Here is a 17,020-nt window from a genome sequence, read left to right as displayed (position 1 = left end):
AGTGAGAGAAATGGTTGAATCAACTAATGTCAAGAAACTCACCGCCAGCGATATTCGCGGTGTGTTTATTCGCTCCAACCTTTTCCAGGGGTCATGGAACTTTGAACGTATGCAGGCGCTTGGTTTCTGTTTTTCCATGGTGCCGGTAATCCGCCGTCTTTACCCTGAAAACTCGGAAGAGCGTAAACAGGCGATTAAGCGCCACCTGGAGTTCTTTAATACTCAGCCGTTTGTCGCCGCCCCGATTCTGGGGGTAACGATGGCGATGGAGGAGCAACGTGCGAACGGCGCGCCGATTGACGATGGCGCGATCAACGGCCTGAAGGTTGGTCTGATGGGGCCGTTGGCGGGCGTTGGCGACCCGATATTCTGGGGGACCGCACGTCCCGTTTTTGCCGCGCTGGGCGCAGGCATCGCCATGAGCGGCAGTCTGCTCGGCCCCGTTCTGTTCTTTGTTCTGTTCAACCTGGTTCGCCTGCTGGTTCGCTACTATGGCGTCGCATACGGCTACCGTAAAGGCGTGGACATCGTGAGCGATATGGGCGGCGGTTTCCTGCAGAAGATGACCGAGGGGGCATCTATTCTCGGCCTGTTTGTCATGGGCGCGCTGGTTAATAAATGGACCCACGTTAACGTTCCGATGGTGGTTTCAAGGGTAACCAATCAAAACGGGGAAACCACGGTAACCACGGTTCAGTCGATTCTGGACCAGCTCATGCCGGGGTTGATCCCTCTGCTGCTCACATTCGGCTGTATGTGGCTGCTGAGACGTAAAGTGAATGCCCTGTGGCTTATCATGGGATTCTTCGTCATCGGCATCTTTGGTTATTGGATCGGTCTGTTAGGTCTGTAATACGTTAATCCGCCGGAGGCCAAGCCTCCGGCATACGCTATCTAAAGAATTATTCCACGCGGGAAACCGCATTGCCGAGTAAACTACCCTTTCCTCATCTTCACGCCTGGAGTTATCTATGTCGGGTACGGATATCGCTCTGATTTTATCAATCGCGCTGGCGCTGGCTTATGCCATCTATGACGAGTTCATCATGGATAAACTTAAAGGGAAAACCCGGCTGCGCGTGTTGCTGAAGCGGGTAAACCGCCTGGATGCCCTGATCTTCATCGGTTTGGTGGTCATCCTTATTTATCGGAATGTAATCAATAACGGTCCGATTATTACCACCTCGCTTTTGCTTTCTCTGGCATTTATGGCGATCTATCTTGCCTATATTCGGCGCCCTAAGTTGTTGTTTAAATCGACGGGTTTCTTTTATGCCAATATATTTATTCTCTATAATCGAATTAAAAACATGAATTTATCCGAGGATGGCGTTCTGGTGATTGACTTAGAAAAGCGTCGCTTACTAATACAGGTAAGCGAGCTTGACGATCTGGAAAAGATATATAATTTTATGGTTGAAAATCAGTAATATAAATATTTTTCATTATGGATTTAAAATATTATTAAACATTCCATTAACTTGCTTGTGGTATTTTATCCCTATCAATTTCGCTGTTATTTTATACTCTAACTATTTATTTTTACTTAAATGAAAATCATTATCAATCGCATTGTTAACACGTAGATTTTTTATTGTTGTTTGATCTACAAATAATATGTTAAGGTTGCGCCGTCATTGGGGAGTAGCCGGTTTCTGAAATTAATTCAGAAATGCTCGTATCAACATACTCGTTTTATATGCAGGATAGTTTAAAACGTGGTGCGGGCGGCCGCTTGGCAGGCGAGACCATAGACACGGCGATCATCATGGGGTTGGGGATGATCTACGTGGATATGGAGAAACACCCAGCCGAGGCTATTTAACATGAACCTATCAGCTACACTCATCCTTGCTTTCGGTATGTCTATGGATGCTTTCGCCGCATCTATCGGTAAAGGCGCCGTATTACATAAGCCCAAATTTCGCGATGCCGTTCGCACCGGCCTTATCTTTGGCATTATCGAAGCCATTACGCCGTTAATCGGCTGGGCGCTCGGCTTTTTCGCCAGCCGGTTCGTTCTTGAATGGGATCATTGGGTCGCGTTTAGCCTGCTCTTTATTCTTGGCGTGCGCATGATTATGAACGGCAGCCAACCGTCTAAAAGCTCGCACCGCGAGCAGGTTAAAAAGCATAGTTTGCCGCTTCTGATTTGCACCGCCATCGCCACCAGCCTTGATGCCATGGCGATTGGCGTCGGGCTGGCATTCTTACAGGTCAATATTTTTCATACCGCGATGGTTATTGGCTGCGCGACCATGATTATGGTTACGCTGGGAATGCTGATCGGACGCTATATCGGTCCTCTGCTGGGTAAAAAAGCGGAGATTATTGGCGGTCTCATACTCATCGGGATTGGCTGCAACATCCTCTACGAACATATTGGCTATCTGGCGGCCTGATCCCCCCTATAGCTCCCAACGATGCAGGGAACCTATTCCCTGCCCCGTATTCGGTTATCAATCAACCTGCCGCGCGTTAAAAATACAGAATATATTCGCCGTTACCGGGATGCGCCGGCATCATCAACGCGCTGGTGCAGCCGCACGATAAAATCGGTTTCGCAGGTGAATTGAGCGGTTTCCCGCAGTTTTTTACTAACCTCCGGCGTCGCTCGCCAGGCGAACGGCGTCATCTGTAGCAGCGCGGCCCCTTCCAGCCCCGATAGCCGCATCGGATACGCCAGCGTCTGCTGCTCCAGCAGTTGAAAGCCAGGCAGAACTTCATCCCTGTGCGGATGTAGCTGTACCTGATCATAAACTTCCGCTTTTAATTGATAAAGATGCCGTGGACCCGGCGATACGGTAATCACCCAGCCGCCCGTTTTGACGGTGCGCCGTAATTCAGCATCATTACAGGGCGCATAAATTTTCAATATCGCATCCAGCGATTGATCGTTAAACGGCAGCCGTTGACTCGATGCGACGCAGTAGTCAACCTCCCGATAGCGCTTTGCCGCCCGTTGTATGGCGGCTTTCGAAACATCCAATCCATAAACGGCCATTGCCGCCCGGCGCTGCTTGAGACTGTCGGCCAGAGCCGCGGTGTAATAACCTTCGCCACAGCCGATATCCAGCAGCGCGGCGGCGTCATCCGGCAATATTTCATTAATGCGTCGCGTGACGTATTCACGCAATGGTTGGTAATGCCCCGCGTCCAGAAACATTCTGCGCGCCTGCATCATTTCAGCGCTGTCGCCTGGTTGTTTGGAGCGTTTAAACTGCACCGGCAATAAATTCACATAGCCTTCTTTCGCACAATCGAAGTTATGACGACCACATGTCCATTGCTGTTCTATTCGGCGTAACGGTTGCTGACACAGTGGGCATTGATAAGCTATCAGCATGTTTTCCTGCTTAAAAAATATTATTTATAAATATCAAACAACAAAAAACCCGCACCAAGGCGGGTTTTGCAACGTAAGCTGTGTATTACAGCGCGGTGACGTTGACTGCAGATGGACCTTTCTGACCATCTTGGATTTCGAACTCTACGCTCTGCCCTTCAGCCAGAGTTTTGAAACCGTTGCCTTGAATTGCAGAAAAGTGTACGAATACATCTTTGCTGCCGTCAGCAGGAGTGATGAAGCCGAAGCCTTTAGACTCATTGAACCACTTAACCTGACCTTTAATCTTTGCCATTTCAGATATTTCCTTTAATTGTTTAAACCGCCAGAGGCGTATACAGACAAACCAAAGTCGTTACTGCTTGAGGCACTAAGATAAGGATCGGCAGAGAAGTAGTATTCAACGCTAACGTTTTTACTCAAGTCTTCTTTACTGAAAATGCCATTCATATACAGAACTGTACCTCGTTTTACCCAAGTGCGTTATTACACACTCCGTAGTCAATGGCAAGCCATTTTTTACCAGTAATAGACCTGCCGCACAGATTGAAGCTATTGATAAGCCACTAAGTGCGCAATAATGCATTAAATCTCTGTAAACAATAGGGTTAAGTATATTTTTTGCTAATGAATCCCATCGTTCACACATAACGGTAGAAAACACTGTCTGCGGCGTAATTGCAACCCTTACCTCGGCGCCGCGGTCATAGGAAAATACGATGAGATTAACCGAATGAAATGGAAATGCGTTAATAAAGGCGGAAATGGATAGTGGTAATATACTGATAATAATGCAATATATCGCCACTATTAATACTGTGCCTTCGGATAGAGTCTTAGCGCGTTAAAGTAAGAAACAATAATTTTTCCTTCTATCCCGGATTAATTACCTATCAACATAGCAATAAACAGCAGAACTACTAGGGTAAGTAAAAAACAGCTTGCCAGTTTCCAACGTCTTTCTGATTTAATGCTCATATTTTGGTTCCCCACAGAATAAAACTTATGCTAAAACCCCATTCATAATGTTTTATCGGCACGACTCACCATTTTTTTAGCCCTTCTATCATACGGCGGACGATCTCTATTTATTCCATATGAACAGTGCGAATATTCTCCATTAGCGTTAGACTTACGTTGCAAGGTTGATTGCGTTTTATTAAATTAGAACAGCATTTTTGTTATCAAAGAGGCGCTATGGGTTTTTCCCACATAGGCATACAGCTAGTCCCCCGCCGAGTCATCCAACCCGCCGTCACCTTTCATCTGTCTCTTGACTTAAATGATATTGATAATTATTCTCAAAAATTATTCACAGCTTGTAAGGATATATGAATGATGGGTTCTCTGCCTCGGTTACCTCTTTTTAGGCGTCGCGTTATCTTGCTCTGCGCCCTGCTCTTTGCATCCGTCTCCGTCGCCCAGGCAGCGGAAAAACTCAAAGTAGTGACCACGTTTACCATTATTCAGGATATTGCGCAGAATATTGCCGGGGATGCGGCCACGGTGGAATCAATTACCAAGCCCGGCGCTGAGATTCACGACTATCAGCCAACGCCGCGCGACATCGTTAAGGCGCAGTCCGCCCAGTTGATACTATGGAACGGTATGAATCTGGAACGCTGGTTTGAGCGCTTTTTTGAAAACGTTAAAGGCGTTCCGGCGGTAGTGGTGACGGAAGGCATCACCCCGCTCCCCATCAGAGGAGGCAACTATAACGGGAACCCCAATCCCCATGCATGGATGTCGCCCTCCAATGCGCTGATCTATATTGAAAATATCCGGGCGGGATTGGTGAAATATGATCCGGCCAACGCGGAAATTTATAACCGCAATGCCAAAGCCTATGCGGAAAAGATCCAAGCGATTGATTCGCCGTTGCGAGAAAGACTGTCGCGCATTGCCGAACAGCAGCGCTGGCTGGTAACCAGCGAGGGCGCGTTTAGCTATCTGGCGAAGGATTACCAGTTCAAAGAGGCCTATCTATGGCCAATCAACGCGGATGAGCAAGGTTCTCCCCAACAGGTGCGTCATGTGATTGATACCGTGCGGGCGGAAAAAATCCCGGTGGTGTTCAGTGAAAGCACCATCTCGGATAAGCCGATAAAACAAGTCAGTAAAGAAACCGGCGCCAAGTATGGCGGCGTACTTTATGTTGACTCCCTGTCGAACGAAAAAGGGCCGGTCCCCACCTATATTGACCTGTTACAAGTTACGGTAGATACCATCGCCAAAGGATTTGATCAATGAGCAGCGATACAACGGCAACACAATCATTAGAGGTCAATGACGTCTCGGTCACCTACAGTAACGGACACCAGGCGATTCGGCATGCTTCTTTCGCATTGAACGGCGGCACAATCTGTGCGCTGGTGGGAATTAACGGCAGCGGGAAATCGACATTATTCAAAAGCATCATGGGCCTGGTGAAACCCACGACAGGACAGGTTCTGCTGAATAAAAAGCCCATTATTCAAGCGCTGAAGCAAAACCTGGTTGCTTACGTTCCACAAACCGAAGACGTGGACTGGAACTTTCCGGTACTGGTTTCCGATGTGGTAATGATGGGACGATACGGGAAAATGAATTTTCTGCGCATTCCCAGCCAGCAGGATCGCGCCATCGTTGCGGAATCATTGGAGCGCGTTGGCCTCTCCGCCTTACACCACCGGCAGATCGGCGAATTATCCGGCGGCCAGAAAAAACGGGTTTTCCTCGCGCGCGCGCTGGCGCAGCAAGGCAGCGTGCTGCTATTGGACGAACCCTTCACCGGCGTCGATGTAAAAACAGAAAATGCGATTATCGATCTGCTCCGCACGCTACGCGACGAAGGGCATCTGATTCTGGTTGCGACGCATAACCTCGGCAGCGTGCCGGAATTTTGCGATAACGTGATCCTGGTGAACGGCACCGTTCTGGCCTCAGGCCCGACGCACAGTACCTTCACCCAAAGTAACCTCGAAAAAACCTTTGGCGGCGTACTGCGTCATATCAATCTTGGCGGTCCTAACCTCCATGACGATGATGACGCCCGTACGGTGACCGTACTGACCGATGACGAGCGCCCTGCTGTTTTCTATGGCTCCACCAAGAGCGACCCTCCCGCTATCCGCAACCTGCCGGGGGAGAAAGAAACCAGATGATCGACACCTTACTGCAACCCTTCAGCTACAACTACATGGTTAACGCTATCTGGGTCAGCGCGATCGTAGGCGGCGTCTGCGCATTTCTTTCCGCCTATTTGATGCTCAAAGGCTGGTCGCTGATGGGCGATGCACTGTCACACTCGGTAGTGCCTGGCGTTGCGGGCGCCTATGCCTTGGGGCTGCCGTATGCCGCCGGCGCTTTTTTCACCGGCATGCTGGCGGCGCTGGCGATGACGCTCATCCGCCACATCACCCGGCTGCGGGAAGACGCGGTGATCGGTTTTATCTTTTCAACCTTCTTTGCCGTCGGACTGCTCATCATCTCGCTCAATCCCACTTCCGTTAACGTGCAGTCAATTATTTTCGGAAACATTCTGGGGATCGCCGATGAAGATATCCTTCAGGTTGAGATCATTATTGGCGTTACCTTCGTGATCCTTTGCCTATTATGGAAAGATCTGCTGGCGGTGTTTTTTGATGAAAACCACGCCCGCTCCATTGGTCTTTCCCCCCTGAAGCTGAAGATCATTTTCTTTACCCTGCTCAGCGCCTGTACCGTAGCGGCATTGCAAACCGTTGGGGCGATTCTGGTGATCGCAATGGTCATTACTCCCGGCGCGACGGCTTATCTGCTTACCGACCGTTTCAGCCGTTTAGTGCTGATTTCTATCGCGCTGGGCGCCTTTACCAGCGCATTCGGCGCTTACCTGAGCTTTTTCCTTGATGGCGCCACGGGGGGCGTTATCGTTACGCTGCAAACCGCCATCTTCCTGCTGGCATTTCTGTTCGCGCCCAAACATGGCCTGCTGGCGTCGCGCCGTTTACGCCGCCGCGATCAAACGGGGGATGCACGATGAGCCTGATCCTGAGTTGGATAATCGAACCCCTCTCCTACCCGTTTATGCAGCGGGCGCTGATCGCCGCCATTGTCACTGGCGCGGTCTGTGCGGTGCTGTCCTGCTATCTGGTGCTGAAAGGCTGGTCGCTAATGGGGGACGCCATTTCTCACGCCGTCTTACCCGGTATTGTGGTCGCCTTTTGGCTGGGGATCCCGCTGGTTATCGGCGCGTTCGTCTCCGGCATATTCTGCGCCGTCGCCACCGGATACGTCAAAGATCACAGTCGGGTCAAGGAAGATACCGTCATGGGGATCATCTTTTCCGGCATGTTCGCGCTAGGATTGGTGTTGTTCGCCCGCATCGATACCGATCAGCACCTGAATCATATTCTGTTTGGCAACGTGCTGGGCATCACCGCCCAGGAGCTGGCTCAAATATTGTCGATCGCCTTCCTCACGCTGTTCGTGATTCTGCTGAAACGCCGGGATTTCATGCTCTACTGCTTCGATCCTAATCACGCGCGCGTTATCGGTCTGCCGGTGAAGCTACTACACTATGGATTGCTCTGCCTGCTGGCGTTGACCATCGTCGCATCATTGCAGGCCGTCGGCGTTATTCTGGTCATTGCGATGTTAATCGCGCCGGGTATTGTTGCTTTTATGGTATGCAAAAGCTTTGACCGTATGCTGATCGTAGCAACGCTGGTTTCCGTCGTGTCCTGTATTGCCGGTACGATAATCAGCTTCTATATTGACGGAGCGACCGGGCCGTGCATCGTTATTGTCCAGGCGCTGTTTTTTACCATCGCATTGGGTTATCACCAGTTGAAACCGCGCCGCCGCGCCGTCGCGCCGGTTTCAACCGATTGATAACTCCACGGGCGTTGCCGGCGGTTTTCGCCGCGGGCAGCGCCGCGGTTTTATTTTCATTCGCGGCGATATATTTTTCTCCGGTTTTCTCTTTGCTATCGTAATCAATCATCATCACTGTGCGACAGGTTCGGTTTTTATAGAGTTCAATGAATTACCGTAACGATATTACCCGCTAGGCATCAAGATAACGGGTATCAGGCGACATCAACGGGAGGATGGTCTTATGTGGCAAGCTATCAGCCGGCTTTTGGAAGAACATCTCGGTGCTGCTGAAATTCAGGAACGCCGGGAATTATCAGGTGGCGAGATCCACCCAGCCTGGTATATACGTTATGGCGACCATGAGGTATTCGTTAAATGCGACGTGCGCGAAATGCTGCCGAAATTCACCGCGGAGGCCGATCAACTCGCGCTACTCTCTCGCAGTAATACCGTAAAGGTGCCAGAGGTATACGGCGTCGGCAGTTCCCGCGATAACAGTTTTCTACTGTTGAAATACCTGCCGGTAAAACCGCTGGACGCCCACAGCGCCTGGTGCCTTGGTGAGCAGCTGGCGCAGTTGCATCAATGGAGCGATCAGCCGCAGTTTGGCCTGGATTTTGACAATGACCTGTCGACGACGCTCCAACCCAACTGCTGGCAGCGCCGCTGGTCGTCATTTTTTGCCGAGCAGCGGATTGGCTGGCAATTACAGCTAGCCGCGGAAAAAGGCATGCACTTCGGTGATATCGAAACCCTGATTATGCGCGCGGAAGCCCGATTAGCCGGACATCAGCCGCAGCCGTCGCTACTGCATGGCGATCTCTGGCCAGACAATTGCGCCAATAGCAGTAATGGCTGCTATCTGTTTGATCCGGCATGTTATTGGGGAGACCGAGAGTGCGATTTGGCGATGCTGCCTCTGTACCCGGCGCTTCCGCCTCAGATATACGACGGCTATCAGAGCGTCTGGCCGCTGGATAAGGATTTTATTGAACGCCAGCCCGTCTATCAGATCTACTACCTGCTTAACCGCGCCAATTTATTTGGCGGTAAACATATTGTCGAAGCCCAGCAAGCGATAGAACAACAACTCTACGATTAACGCTGCGTTTCTGGCGCATAAATGCGCCAGAATATCCGACGTTAGGCTAACAGCCCCAATAATCGCAGCGCTATATAGCCGACGCCAGCAATAACGATCGGCAAAATATAGAGCGGGAAAAATTGCAGGAAAATGGTGTGGTGCGGCACCACGACCCGTGATTCCAGCTTCTCGCGCGAATTGCTTTCATTGCCTTTCACTTTTTCCAGAATCAATTGGTCTTCAATCCCTTCACGAATAGCCTTCACCTGACGCGACATGCGGGCGCCCGAACCTTGCAGCGCCAATCCGATAAAGATCAGGATATAAATCAGCCAAAACATCAGGCTGGCGGCCTTGAAAAAGTTCGAAAAATCGGGAACCGGCGAGTTGTACCAAAAAATATTCAGAAACGGTGTATTAAAGCGCGTCATATCGATCATCAGATGCAGAAAATCCAACAACACCGCATCAATGCCCTGTTTTTTCTGGGTATAGGCATAAAGATAGTTAGCAAATGAAATGATGGTGGACAGCAAAGCCGGAATAAAAATTATCCATCCCGCGATACGTTTGACCACGGCTAGACGGCCAGCCTGTTGATACGTCATGAGTTCCCCTTCTAAACGACGCTATTTTTTACAACAAACAGTATATACCCAATAAATTTCGAGATGCAGGAAGACGGCGACCGAGTAATCCCCATGAGCTGGCACCCGTATGTAACTGGCATACATGACAAAGCAAATCCGAACGCGGCTAATCGCAGGCAGCCTACCGTAAGTTTATCATCAGTCAACAATTTATCGCCGGCGATCTTTATAAGCGGTGAATTAACTTATACCCTTCTTTTCAGGGCTGCGGGAGTATAGCGTTCCGCATATTAAAAGCTATCAGGTATATCCTAACGGTTTTACCTATCTGAACTTTATTTTATCTATTACGGAGATGATGGCATGACCTCGAACTCTTCTATCCGCGCGGCGATTTTTGATATGGATGGCCTGCTGATTGATTCAGAACCCTTGTGGGACATAGCCGAACTTGAGGTTATTGCATCGTTGGGAATCGATACGTCGCTGCGTCAATCCATGCAGGATACGTTGGGGTTACGCATCGATATGGTCGTCGATCTCTGGTATCAGCTGGCGCCATGGAGCACTCCAAGCCGGGAAACGGTGGTCAAACGGATTATTGAACGGGCGATGGAACTGCTGGATGAGCGCCGGCCTTTATTACCGGGCGTTGAACATGCGCTGCAGTTTTGCCGTCAGCAAAATCTTAAGATCGGGCTGGCTTCCGCTTCGCCTCTGCATATGCAAAAGCAGGTTTTGCGCACGTTCGACTTAGCGCATTATTTTGACTTTCTGGCTTCAGCCGAACACCTGCCGTATAGCAAACCGCACCCGGAGGTATACTTAAATGCCGCGCAGGGATTGAGTATTTCACCGCTGCAATGCGTAACATTAGAGGATTCAGTAAACGGCATGATTGCGACGAAAGCCGCCCGCATGCGCTCTATCGTGGTGCCGCAGTCCGAGTTCAGTAAAGACCCGCGCTGGGTTTTGGCCGATCATAAACTCGGTTCGCTGCAACAGCTCAGCGCCGAACATATTTCATAGCACGGCGAGGAAACCGTTGACCGGCGGACACCGGCCAACGGCGAAGCGGCTTAAAGGAAATCGGCGCGTTTAGGGGAAAACGTGTCAATCAGAACGCTGCCGTCTTCCAGAGAGACGACGCCGTGCATTTCATCCTTGACCGCCATGTAGGCATCCCCCGTTTTCAGGATACGCTTTTCGCCTTCAATCACGACTTCAAAACTACCGGCGGCGACATAGGCAATCTGGTCGTGGATGTCATGCTTGTGGGGCGTGCCGACGGCGCCTTTTTCAAAATGCACGCAGACCATCATCAGCTCATCACTCCAGGTCATGATCTTACGTTTGATACCGCCGCCCAATTCTTCCCAGGGTGTTTCATCATCAATAAAATAGCGTCTCATCATTTCTCCTTACCTTCCGATTACTCACTCGTACCGCGCAACCTGAATGAGCATACCCACTGCGAGCACTGACATTCTAGCCACGCCGGCATCTTATGAAACATAAAATAAGTAAAACTATGACGTTCCTCAAGATTAAATAAAACATTATTTCATATTTATTGAATTCGCGTCCCGGTAGAACTATTATCCCAACATAACAAGAAAGACCCGGGCAGGCCAAGATTCAGGTGACATTGTCACTGCCACGCGATGTCGCCTGTTCTGCCCGGTGCTTTCTCCAACGATTTCCGCACGTTATTGATTTTATGGAAGAGAGGGGCTCAAGTAATGCAAGTACGTCAAAGCATTCATAGCGATCACGCCAGCCAATTGGACACCGCCGGTTTGCGTCGCGAATTTTTGATTGAAGAAATTTTTTCCGCTGATACCTACACCATGACGTATAGCCATATCGATCGCATCATTGTCGGTGGCGTTATGCCGGTGCAGGCTACCGTAACGATTGGCGGCGAAGTCGGTAAACAGCTCGGCGTCGATTATTTCCTTGAGCGCCGCGAGCTGGGGATTATCAATATTGGCGGCGCGGGCATCATCGCCGTTGACGGGAAACGCTACGAGATTGGCAACGAAGAAGCGCTCTATGTTGGGATGGGCGTAAAAGACGTTCAGTTCGCCAGCGCCGATGCGGCGGCCCCCGCCAAGTTCTACTATAACAGCGCGCCCGCGCACACATCCTATCCAACACGTAAAATCACCCAGACTGACGCATCGCCGCAAACCTTGGGTGAGGATATCAGCTGTAACCGTCGCACCATCAATAAATATATCGTTCCTGACGTACTCCCCACCTGCCAACTCACCATGGGCCTGACCAAACTGGCCGAAGGCAGTCTGTGGAACACCATGCCTTGTCATACGCATGAACGCAGGATGGAAGTTTATTTCTACTTTGATATGGACGACGAAACGGCGGTTTTCCACATGATGGGGCAACCTCAAGAGACTCGCCATCTTGTAGTTAAAAACGAGCAGGCGGTGATTTCACCGAGCTGGTCGATCCATTCAGGTGTGGGCACCAAACGCTACACCTTTATCTGGGGCATGGTTGGCGAGAATCAGGTTTTCGGTGACATGGATCACGTCAAGGTCAGCGAGTTGCGTTAATCGCTGCCGGCCGGAATTACCGGTATTCCATACCCTACGTTAACAGCTAACGACAACGTATTGTCGCTTATAGAGAGATAATGGCTATGATTTTAAATTCCTTCGAGTTACAGGGCAAAGTTGCGATCATCACAGGTTGCGATACGGGGCTTGGTCAAGGTATGGCGATCGGGCTGGCGCAAGCCGGTTGCGATATTGTCGGCGTCAATATTGTTGAACCGAAAGAAACCATTGAGAAAGTCACCGCTTTAGGCCGCCGTTTCCTTAGCCTGACTGCGGATATGGGCAACATTGCCGGTCACGCCGGGCTGGTTGAAAAAGCCGTTGCGGAATTTGGCAAAGTCGACATTCTGATTAACAACGCCGGCATCATCCGCCGTGAAGATTCCATCGAGTTCAGTGAAAAAAACTGGGACGATGTGATGAATCTGAACATCAAGAGCGTGTTCTTTATGTCCCAAACGGTTGCCCGGCAATTTATCAAACAAGGTCATGGCGGTAAAATCATCAATATCGCGTCAATGCTCTCTTTCCAGGGCGGCATCCGCGTTCCCTCTTATACCGCGTCAAAAAGCGCAGTAATGGGGGTCACCCGTCTGCTGGCGAATGAGTGGGCCAAACACAAGATTAACGTCAATGCGCTTGCGCCCGGATATATGGCCACCAACAACACCCAGCAGCTACGCGCCGATGAAGATCGCAGCAAAGAAATTCTGGATCGCATCCCTGCGGGCCGTTGGGGTTTACCGCAGGATCTCATGGGGCCGGCGGTATTTCTGGCTTCCAGCGCGTCTGATTATATCAATGGCTATACTATCGCCGTCGACGGCGGCTGGCTGGCTCGCTAATTCGTTTTTCCGCATTACCGATTCCGTTTCCAACCGAAGATAAAGACACAACGCAGATTGTGTCTTTTCTTTTTTTTCAAATGGTTATAATTCAAACCCTCATACAAAACCCCTCGTGAAAAATTTCGAAACAACGTTCCGACTTTGATCACACTTTCGATATTGCATGCATGACGACAGGGTGAATAGCGCAATATAATCAATCAAAACAGCGTTTCTATTTATAAGGAACTGTCCGTCAGTTTCATAAGAAGGCACTCCATGAGTATTTTTGCCAATTTAAGCACCAGCAAAGAAGTAACGCTTGACGGGTGGATTTCCGCTCTGAAAAGTCATATTGAGATTATTCAGCGCGTCGCGCACAGCCGTACTCATGCAACGCCGTTGCTAGCCGACGGGTTCGACGTTCTGAATATGGAGCCGGTCGTCTGGCGATTCCCGGATGACCGTTGTGCTCCGATCTCAAACTTCGCCAGCCAGCAAAACTGGCTAAGAACGCTCTGTGGTATGAGCGCCATCACCGGGGAAAACACTTACCGACAGCAGGCTGAATCATTGTGCCGTTATTTTCTGGATCGCTTTACGGACGAGAAAAGCGGACTGTTTTATTGGGGCGGCCACCGTTTCATCAATTTAGACACGCTAAAAAGCGAAGGGCCGGAATCAAAGGCCCAGGTGCATGAACTCAAGCACCATCTGCCCTATTACGCGCTGCTGCATCGCGTTAATGCCGAAAAAACGCTGAACTTCCTGCAAGGCTTCTGGAATGCTCATGTGGAAGATTGGAATTCATTGGATCTTGGGCGTCACGGCGATTACGCCAAACCCCGCGATCCTAATGTGTTCCTCCACCCTTGCCGCGACGTGGTTGACCCGGCGAAATGGCCGGACCTGCCGTTGACGAAAGGGCTAACGTTTGTAAATGCCGGCACCGATCTGATTTACGCCGCATTCAAATATGCGGAATATACCGGCGATCGCCAGGCGGCCAACTGGGGTAAGCACCTGTACCGCCAATACGTACTGGCAAGAAACCCAGAAACCGGAATGCCGGTTTATCAATTCAGTTCCCCTTTGCAGCGTCAGCCGGCGCCCGCTGACGATAACCAGACTCAGTCATGGTTCGGCGATCGCGCCCAACGTCAATTTGGCGCGGAATTTGGCGAAATAGCCCGAGAAGCCAACGTTCTATTCCGGGATATGCGCCCGCTGTTAGTCGATAACCCGCTGGCGATGCTGGATATCCTGCGAACCCAGCCCGACGCTGAAATACTTGGCTGGGTTATTTCCGGGCTTAAAAACTATTATCAGTACGCTTATGACGTTACCGCTAATACGCTGCGCCCAATGTGGAATAACGGCCAGGATATGACGGGTTACCGTTTTAAACGCGACGGTTATTATGGAAAGGCAGGCACTGAACTAAAACTTTTTACGCTTGAAGGCGATTATTTATTACCGCTGGTGCGCGCTTATCGTCTAAGCGGCGACGACGATCTGCATGCGTTAATTAATACCATGCTGAATCGCTTAAATAATGAAGATATTCATCAGATAGCCAGTCCGGTTTTATTACTGGCCGTGATTGAACTGGCAGAACATGAACGATCGGGAAAATGGGGAACTTATGCCTGGCAATTAGCGGAAATTTTGTTTGATAAGCACTTCCATCGCGGTCTGCTCGTTCGTTCAGCGCAACATCGCTATGTCCGGCTGGATGATCCAATCCCTCTGGCTTTCTTAACCTTCATCGCCGCTTGCCGTCGCAAATTAAACGATATTCCGCCGTTCTTAACGCAAGGGGGATATGTTCACGGTGATTTTTGCGTTAACGGGAAAAACAAAACCATTTATGACGTGGAGTTTATTTATCCAGAATTATTAACGATTTGATTTCATATTTTCCAATAATTCACAATTACTAAATAGGTAGCATTATGAATGAAAACAGAATGCTGGGGTTAGCCTATATCTCCCCCTATATTATAGGGTTGATAGTTTTTACCGCTTTCCCCTTTATTTCATCATTTATACTCAGTTTTACCGAGTATGATTTGATGAGTCCCCCCGAATTTACCGGGATAGAAAACTATCATCGCATGTTCATTGAGGATGACCTGTTTTGGAAATCCATGGGGGTAACCTTTGCCTATGTATTTTTAACCATCCCGCTGAAATTGATTTTCGCGTTATTAATCGCCTTTGTGCTGAATTTTAAACTGCGCGGCATTGGTTTTTTCCGAACCGCATACTACGTGCCCTCTATTCTGGGCAGCAGCGTGGCGATTGCCGTGCTGTGGCGTGCGCTTTTCGCCATTGACGGCCTGCTGAATAGTTTTCTCGGCGTGTTTGGTTTTGACGCGGTTAACTGGCTCGGCGAGCCCTCTCTGGCGCTAATGTCGGTTACGCTGCTGCGCGTATGGCAGTTTGGCTCAGCCATGGTTATCTTCCTGGCGGCCCTGCAGAACGTACCGCAATCTCAGTACGAAGCCGCCATGATCGACGGCGCCTCTAAATGGCAGATGTTTATGAAAGTCACCGTGCCGTTAATTACGCCGGTTATTTTCTTTAACTTTATTATGCAGACCACGCAGGCGTTCCAGGAATTTACCGCGCCTTACGTTATTACCGGCGGCGGGCCGACTCATTACACCTACCTGTTCTCGCTTTATATCTACGATACGGCATTCAAATATTTCGACATGGGCTACGGCGCCGCGCTGGCGTGGGTTCTGTTCCTGGTCGTCGCGGTATTTGCTTCGATTGCCTTTAAGTCGTCCAAGTACTGGGTGTTCTACTCCGCCGATAAAGGAGGAAAAAATGGCTGACATGCATACAAACATGAGTACGGCTCAGGAAGTGGCCGCAATAGAAATTCGCCGCACGCTGCGGAAAGAAAAAATCAGCGCCGCTATCCGTTACGTCATTCTGTTATTTGTCGGTCTGCTGATGCTCTATCCGCTGGCGTGGATGTTCGCTGCGTCCTTCAAGCCCAACCATGAGATTTTCACCACGCTCGGATTGTGGCCCGAACACGCCACCTGGGACGGTTTCGTCAATGGCTGGAAAACCGGAACGGAATACAACTTCGGCCACTACATGATCAACACGTTCAAGTACGTGATCCCGAAAGTGATCCTGACCATTATCTCTTCCACCATCGTGGCCTATGGATTCGCCCGCTTTGAAATTCCATGGAAAACCTTCTGGTTCGCCACGCTGATCGCCACCATGCTGCTGCCCAGCACCGTGCTGCTGATTCCGCAGTACATCATGTTCCGCGAAATGGGCATGCTGAATAGCTATATGCCGCTGTATTTGCCGCTGGCTTTCGCCACTCAGGGATTCTTTGTCTTCATGCTGATCCAGTTCCTGCGCGGCGTGCCGCGTGATATGGAAGAAGCCGCGCAAATCGATGGCTGCAACTCCTTCCAGGTGCTGTGGTACGTGGTGGTGCCGATCCTGAAACCGGCCATTATCTCGGTGGCGCTGTTCCAGTTTATGTGGTCGATGAACGACTTTATCGGTCCGCTGATTTATGTCTACAGCGTGGATAAATATCCGATCGCGCTGGCGCTGAAAATGTCCATCGACGTGACGGAAGGCGCACCGTGGAACGAAATCCTGGCAATGGCGAGCATTTCCATCCTGCCATCCATCATCATTTTCTTCCTGGCACAGCGCTACTTCGTACAGGGCGTTACCAGCAGCGGAATTAAAGGTTAATTGAGGAT

General features: G+C 50.1%; 19 protein-coding genes and 1 riboswitch. Of the genes, 14 read left to right on the top strand and 5 right to left on the bottom strand.

The features are described from left to right. Positions 1 to 10 precede the first annotated feature (10 nt). The 3 genes from HC231_RS10340 (at position 11) to mntP (ending at position 2,402) form a co-directional block, all read left to right on the top strand. Positions 11 to 853 carry a PTS mannose transporter subunit IID gene (locus HC231_RS10340; protein WP_208230892.1) on the top strand — a complete coding sequence of 281 codons (843 nt, stop codon included), beginning with the start codon at positions 11 to 13 and terminating at the stop codon, positions 851 to 853. A gap of 118 nt (positions 854 to 971) precedes the next feature. After that, a complete protein-coding gene (locus HC231_RS10335; RefSeq protein WP_208230891.1) occupies positions 972 to 1,430 on the top strand; it encodes a DUF986 family protein in 459 nt (152 codons plus the stop codon). 197 nt (positions 1,431 to 1,627) lie between these two features. Further along, positions 1,628 to 1,819: riboswitch (yybP-ykoY riboswitch) on the top strand. Between the two features lie 7 nt (positions 1,820 to 1,826). After that, positions 1,827 to 2,402, top strand: a complete 576-nt coding sequence (gene mntP, locus HC231_RS10330; RefSeq protein ID WP_208230890.1) for a manganese efflux pump MntP — start codon at positions 1,827 to 1,829, stop codon at positions 2,400 to 2,402. Positions 2,403 to 2,503: 101 nt separating this feature from the next. Here mntP and rlmA read toward each other — a convergent pair whose 3' ends face one another. The 3 genes from rlmA to HC231_RS10315 all read right to left on the bottom strand — a co-directional run bounded on the left by rlmA (position 2,504) and on the right by HC231_RS10315 (position 3,796). Then, positions 2,504 to 3,340 carry a 23S rRNA (guanine(745)-N(1))-methyltransferase gene (gene rlmA, locus HC231_RS10325; RefSeq protein ID WP_208231294.1) on the bottom strand — a complete coding sequence of 279 codons (837 nt, stop codon included), beginning with the start codon at positions 3,338 to 3,340 and terminating at the stop codon, positions 2,504 to 2,506. Positions 3,341 to 3,431: 91 nt separating this feature from the next. Then, entirely contained in the window at positions 3,432 to 3,641 is a 210-nt protein-coding gene (cspE, locus tag HC231_RS10320; RefSeq protein WP_048639002.1) for a transcription antiterminator/RNA stability regulator CspE, read from the bottom strand. A 14-nt stretch (positions 3,642 to 3,655) separates the two neighbouring features. Beyond that, positions 3,656 to 3,796: a DUF2627 domain-containing protein gene (locus HC231_RS10315; RefSeq protein ID WP_208230889.1), complete on the bottom strand. Its 141-nt coding sequence runs from the start codon at positions 3,794 to 3,796 to the stop codon at positions 3,656 to 3,658. A gap of 885 nt (positions 3,797 to 4,681) precedes the next feature. Between HC231_RS10315 and HC231_RS10310 the strand changes: the two genes are divergently transcribed. From HC231_RS10310 to HC231_RS10290, 5 genes are all read left to right on the top strand, one after another. Continuing rightward, positions 4,682 to 5,596, top strand: coding sequence for a metal ABC transporter substrate-binding protein (locus HC231_RS10310; protein WP_281397401.1), 915 nt, complete (start codon positions 4,682 to 4,684; stop codon positions 5,594 to 5,596). Continuing rightward, a complete protein-coding gene (locus tag HC231_RS10305; protein WP_208230888.1) occupies positions 5,593 to 6,489 on the top strand; it encodes a manganese/iron ABC transporter ATP-binding protein in 897 nt (298 codons plus the stop codon). Before HC231_RS10310 ends, HC231_RS10305 begins: the two co-directional genes overlap by 4 nt. Then, positions 6,486 to 7,349 (top strand): metal ABC transporter permease, encoded by an 864-nt coding sequence (locus HC231_RS10300; RefSeq protein WP_208230887.1) that lies wholly within the window; start codon positions 6,486 to 6,488, stop codon positions 7,347 to 7,349. Before HC231_RS10305 ends, HC231_RS10300 begins: the two co-directional genes overlap by 4 nt. Further along, positions 7,346 to 8,200, top strand: a complete 855-nt coding sequence (locus tag HC231_RS10295; RefSeq protein WP_208230886.1) for a metal ABC transporter permease — start codon at positions 7,346 to 7,348, stop codon at positions 8,198 to 8,200. The genes HC231_RS10300 and HC231_RS10295 overlap by 4 nt, the downstream gene beginning before the upstream one ends. Positions 8,201 to 8,426: 226 nt before the next feature. Next, positions 8,427 to 9,287 (top strand): fructosamine kinase family protein, encoded by an 861-nt coding sequence (locus HC231_RS10290; protein WP_208230885.1) that lies wholly within the window; start codon positions 8,427 to 8,429, stop codon positions 9,285 to 9,287. A 41-nt stretch (positions 9,288 to 9,328) separates the two neighbouring features. On the opposite strand, the gene HC231_RS10285 is transcribed toward HC231_RS10290, so the two are convergent. Next, positions 9,329 to 9,877: a YniB family protein gene (locus HC231_RS10285; RefSeq protein WP_208230884.1), complete on the bottom strand. Its 549-nt coding sequence runs from the start codon at positions 9,875 to 9,877 to the stop codon at positions 9,329 to 9,331. 345 nt (positions 9,878 to 10,222) lie between these two features. Here HC231_RS10285 and hxpB point away from each other — a divergent pair, with 345 nt between their 5' ends. After that, positions 10,223 to 10,888: a hexitol phosphatase HxpB gene (gene hxpB, locus HC231_RS10280; RefSeq protein WP_208230883.1), complete on the top strand. Its 666-nt coding sequence runs from the start codon at positions 10,223 to 10,225 to the stop codon at positions 10,886 to 10,888. A gap of 50 nt (positions 10,889 to 10,938) precedes the next feature. Here hxpB and HC231_RS10275 read toward each other — a convergent pair whose 3' ends face one another. Further along, on the bottom strand, positions 10,939 to 11,271 hold the full coding sequence (locus HC231_RS10275; protein WP_208231292.1) for a cupin domain-containing protein: 333 nt from the start codon (positions 11,269 to 11,271) through the stop codon (positions 10,939 to 10,941). Between the two features lie 330 nt (positions 11,272 to 11,601). Between HC231_RS10275 and kduI the strand changes: the two genes are divergently transcribed. From kduI to HC231_RS10250, 5 genes are all read left to right on the top strand, one after another. Then, positions 11,602 to 12,438, top strand: a complete 837-nt coding sequence (gene kduI, locus HC231_RS10270) for a 5-dehydro-4-deoxy-D-glucuronate isomerase (RefSeq protein ID WP_208230882.1) — start codon at positions 11,602 to 11,604, stop codon at positions 12,436 to 12,438. A gap of 86 nt (positions 12,439 to 12,524) precedes the next feature. Then, positions 12,525 to 13,286: a 2-dehydro-3-deoxy-D-gluconate 5-dehydrogenase KduD gene (gene kduD, locus HC231_RS10265; RefSeq protein WP_208230881.1), complete on the top strand. Its 762-nt coding sequence runs from the start codon at positions 12,525 to 12,527 to the stop codon at positions 13,284 to 13,286. Between the two features lie 261 nt (positions 13,287 to 13,547). Then, positions 13,548 to 15,179, top strand: a complete 1,632-nt coding sequence (gene pelW / locus HC231_RS10260) for a pectate disaccharide-lyase PelW (protein WP_208230880.1) — start codon at positions 13,548 to 13,550, stop codon at positions 15,177 to 15,179. Between the two features lie 44 nt (positions 15,180 to 15,223). Then, positions 15,224 to 16,114 carry a carbohydrate ABC transporter permease gene (locus HC231_RS10255; RefSeq protein WP_208230879.1) on the top strand — a complete coding sequence of 297 codons (891 nt, stop codon included), beginning with the start codon at positions 15,224 to 15,226 and terminating at the stop codon, positions 16,112 to 16,114. A gap of 1 nt (position 16,115) precedes the next feature. Further along, positions 16,116 to 17,012, top strand: a complete 897-nt coding sequence (locus HC231_RS10250) for a carbohydrate ABC transporter permease (protein ID WP_425490554.1) — start codon at positions 16,116 to 16,118, stop codon at positions 17,010 to 17,012. The last annotated feature ends 8 nt before the right edge of the window (positions 17,013 to 17,020 follow it).

The organism is Brenneria izadpanahii (genome assembly GCF_017569925.1).
Taxonomy (GTDB): Bacteria; Pseudomonadota; Gammaproteobacteria; order Enterobacterales; family Enterobacteriaceae; genus Brenneria; species Brenneria izadpanahii.
Note: the sequence above shows the minus strand (reverse complement) of the source record. Positions and strands in the feature narration are given on the sequence as shown.

Excerpts from the sequence above, each read along its gene's own strand:
- HC231_RS10340 (WP_208230892.1), top strand. The coding sequence starts at position 11 with ATGGTTGAATCAACTAATGTCAAGAAACTCACCGCCAGCGATATTCGC.
- HC231_RS10335 (WP_208230891.1), top strand. The coding sequence starts at position 972 with ATGTCGGGTACGGATATCGCTCTGATTTTATCAATCGCGCTGGCGCTG.
- mntP (WP_208230890.1), top strand. The coding sequence starts at position 1,827 with ATGAACCTATCAGCTACACTCATCCTTGCTTTCGGTATGTCTATGGAT.
- cspE (WP_048639002.1), bottom strand. The coding sequence starts at position 3,641 with ATGGCAAAGATTAAAGGTCAGGTTAAGTGGTTCAATGAGTCTAAAGGC.
- HC231_RS10315 (WP_208230889.1), bottom strand. The coding sequence starts at position 3,796 with ATGAATGGCATTTTCAGTAAAGAAGACTTGAGTAAAAACGTTAGCGTT.
- HC231_RS10310 (WP_281397401.1), top strand. The coding sequence starts at position 4,682 with ATGATGGGTTCTCTGCCTCGGTTACCTCTTTTTAGGCGTCGCGTTATC.
- HC231_RS10305 (WP_208230888.1), top strand. The coding sequence starts at position 5,593 with ATGAGCAGCGATACAACGGCAACACAATCATTAGAGGTCAATGACGTC.
- HC231_RS10300 (WP_208230887.1), top strand. The coding sequence starts at position 6,486 with ATGATCGACACCTTACTGCAACCCTTCAGCTACAACTACATGGTTAAC.
- HC231_RS10295 (WP_208230886.1), top strand. The coding sequence starts at position 7,346 with ATGAGCCTGATCCTGAGTTGGATAATCGAACCCCTCTCCTACCCGTTT.
- HC231_RS10290 (WP_208230885.1), top strand. The coding sequence starts at position 8,427 with ATGTGGCAAGCTATCAGCCGGCTTTTGGAAGAACATCTCGGTGCTGCT.
- HC231_RS10285 (WP_208230884.1), bottom strand. The coding sequence starts at position 9,877 with ATGACGTATCAACAGGCTGGCCGTCTAGCCGTGGTCAAACGTATCGCG.
- hxpB (WP_208230883.1), top strand. The coding sequence starts at position 10,223 with ATGACCTCGAACTCTTCTATCCGCGCGGCGATTTTTGATATGGATGGC.
- HC231_RS10275 (WP_208231292.1), bottom strand. The coding sequence starts at position 11,271 with ATGAGACGCTATTTTATTGATGATGAAACACCCTGGGAAGAATTGGGC.
- kduI (WP_208230882.1), top strand. The coding sequence starts at position 11,602 with ATGCAAGTACGTCAAAGCATTCATAGCGATCACGCCAGCCAATTGGAC.
- kduD (WP_208230881.1), top strand. The coding sequence starts at position 12,525 with ATGATTTTAAATTCCTTCGAGTTACAGGGCAAAGTTGCGATCATCACA.
- pelW (WP_208230880.1), top strand. The coding sequence starts at position 13,548 with ATGAGTATTTTTGCCAATTTAAGCACCAGCAAAGAAGTAACGCTTGAC.
- HC231_RS10255 (WP_208230879.1), top strand. The coding sequence starts at position 15,224 with ATGAATGAAAACAGAATGCTGGGGTTAGCCTATATCTCCCCCTATATT.
- HC231_RS10250 (WP_425490554.1), top strand. The coding sequence starts at position 16,116 with ATGCATACAAACATGAGTACGGCTCAGGAAGTGGCCGCAATAGAAATT.